This window comes from Arsenophonus endosymbiont of Bemisia tabaci Q2, from assembly GCF_902713415.1.
Classification (GTDB): domain Bacteria; phylum Pseudomonadota; class Gammaproteobacteria; order Enterobacterales; family Enterobacteriaceae; genus Arsenophonus.
Window position 1 is genome coordinate 1 of sequence record NZ_CACTIE010000091.1, and the last position, 1679, is coordinate 1679.

At 47.6% G+C, this 1679-nt stretch carries 6 protein-coding genes; 5 read left to right on the plus strand and 1 reads right to left on the minus strand.

Going from position 1 to position 1679, the window contains the following annotated elements:
- The 5 genes from ARSQ2_RS14170 to ARSQ2_RS14190 all read left to right on the plus strand — a co-directional run.
- Window positions 1–392, plus strand: a 392-nt coding sequence (locus ARSQ2_RS14170; RefSeq protein WP_338078247.1) for a phage terminase large subunit family protein, incomplete at its 5' end; no start/stop codon positions are given.
- Window positions 280–609, plus strand: a complete 330-nt coding sequence (locus tag ARSQ2_RS14175) for a phage terminase large subunit family protein (protein WP_338078248.1) — start codon at window positions 280–282, stop codon at window positions 607–609. The genes ARSQ2_RS14170 and ARSQ2_RS14175, both read left to right, overlap by 113 nt.
- A gap of 14 nt (window positions 610–623) precedes the next feature.
- The gene (locus ARSQ2_RS14180) at window positions 624–737 is read left to right on the plus strand and encodes a phage terminase large subunit family protein (protein WP_338078251.1); all 114 of its coding nucleotides are present in this window, start codon (window positions 624–626) and stop codon (window positions 735–737) included.
- A 213-nt stretch (window positions 738–950) separates the two neighbouring features.
- Entirely contained in the window at window positions 951–1265 is a 315-nt protein-coding gene (locus ARSQ2_RS14185) for a terminase gpA endonuclease subunit (protein ID WP_338078249.1), read from the plus strand.
- Between the two features lie 43 nt (window positions 1266–1308).
- Entirely contained in the window at window positions 1309–1542 is a 234-nt protein-coding gene (locus ARSQ2_RS14190; protein ID WP_338078250.1) for a terminase gpA endonuclease subunit, read from the plus strand.
- Here ARSQ2_RS14190 and ARSQ2_RS14195 read toward each other — a convergent pair.
- A complete protein-coding gene (locus tag ARSQ2_RS14195) occupies window positions 1498–1641 on the minus strand; it encodes a hypothetical protein (RefSeq protein ID WP_238334322.1) in 144 nt (47 codons plus the stop codon). The genes ARSQ2_RS14190 and ARSQ2_RS14195 overlap by 45 nt on opposite strands.
- Between the last annotated feature and the right edge of the window lie 38 nt (window positions 1642–1679).

Consider the following 1679-nt stretch of genomic DNA (forward strand, 5'->3'; position numbering starts at 1 on the left):
AAAAACGCACCGATATTAAGCCACCAGCAGCCTTATCGCTCAGTGAATGGGCAAATAAATATGCGGTGCTTTCCAAGGAGAACAGTGCGCAAACCGATAAATTTCGGTCTTCTGCCTATCAGGATGGCATTATGGATGCGGTCACGGATCCGGATGTCACGCAAGTCTCTGTCATGAAATCCGCTCGGGTCGGTTATACCAAAATTCTTGATCATGTGGTTGCGTACTATCTTTCGTATGATCCGTCACCCATCCTAGTGGTACAACAGCGTGTAGAGGATGCGGAAGATTATAGTAAAACGGAAATCGCGCCGATGGTACGCGATACCCCCCGCGCTCACCGCCATCGCCCCGGAAGCCAAAGCGAAAGACACGGGCCAGACTATCCTTAAAAAGCAATTTTCAAACGGCACGAATTTAACCTTGGGCGGCGCTAATTCGCCGGGGAGCTTTCACCGTATTACCTGTCGCATTATTTTATTTGACGCGGTGAATGATTACGCCTTTGGTGGTCCTGGTGCAGAAGGAGATCAAATCGCACTGGGTACCAAACGTTCAGAGACCTTCTGGAACCGTAAGATTGTATTAGGCTCAACCCCCCGACAGTAAAGCAGCTCAGCCGGATTGAAAAAGCCTATAACGAGAGTGATCAGCGCCATTACTGGTTGCCCTGTCCGCATTGCGGTGAATATCAGATCCTTGAATGGGGTGGCGCTGATACACCGTATGGTATCTAGTGGGACAAAGATGCTGAAGGGAATGGACTCGCTGATACGACTTACTATGTGTGTCGCCATCATGGTTGTCTGATCCGGGATAGTGACAAACCGCTAATGATCAAAAAGGGTCAATGGCGGGCCGAGAAACCGTTTAACGGTCATGCCGGTTTCCATATAGCTGGGCGACTTTAAAATGATTACAAGTAATTACTCTACATCAATAAATTTATATTGGAGAAAAACATATATTTTGTAATCAAAATTAAGTCGCTTAACTATATCTGGGCGGGATACAGCCTTTTCCCTAATGCGTCATGGCCGAATCTGGTGAAAGAATGGTTACGGTTCAAAGACGATCTGCTGATGCGACAAACCTTCATTAACCTTGTGCTCGTTGAGCCTTACGAAGATCGGGACGAAAAAGCACTCAATGAGAAAAAGCTGTTAGCACGTTGTGAAGTCTGGGCACCAGAGGTGCCAGAGGGGGTGGCCGTGCTGACGGCGGGTGTCGCGATACGCAAGATGGCCGTTTTGAAATTGAAGTGATTGGCTGGGGAAAAATGAAGAAAGCTGGTGGATTGCCTTTGATGTGATTCAAGGCAATTTGGAAACGGTTGAACCCTGGAAGCGCCTGGATAGCTATCTGAAACAGGTCTGGCGGCGTGCCGATGGTCGTGGGTTTTTCATTATGGCGACCTGCATCGATTCAGGCGGCCATTATACACAAAAAGTTTATGATTTTTGTCGAGAACAGCTTGTGGCCGGCGGATCTGGGCAATTAAAGGCGAATCGCCGCGAGCGGGGGAAACTTTCCCCGGTTTGACCGACAAAACGCATTATAGCTAAGCGACTTAATTTTGATTACACCATATTGAGTGGGAACAAAATATCTGTGTCGCATCCGAGCGCTCTTTTTTTGCATTTAGCGTGTGCCCATTTATGTTCAATTGGATTAAGATC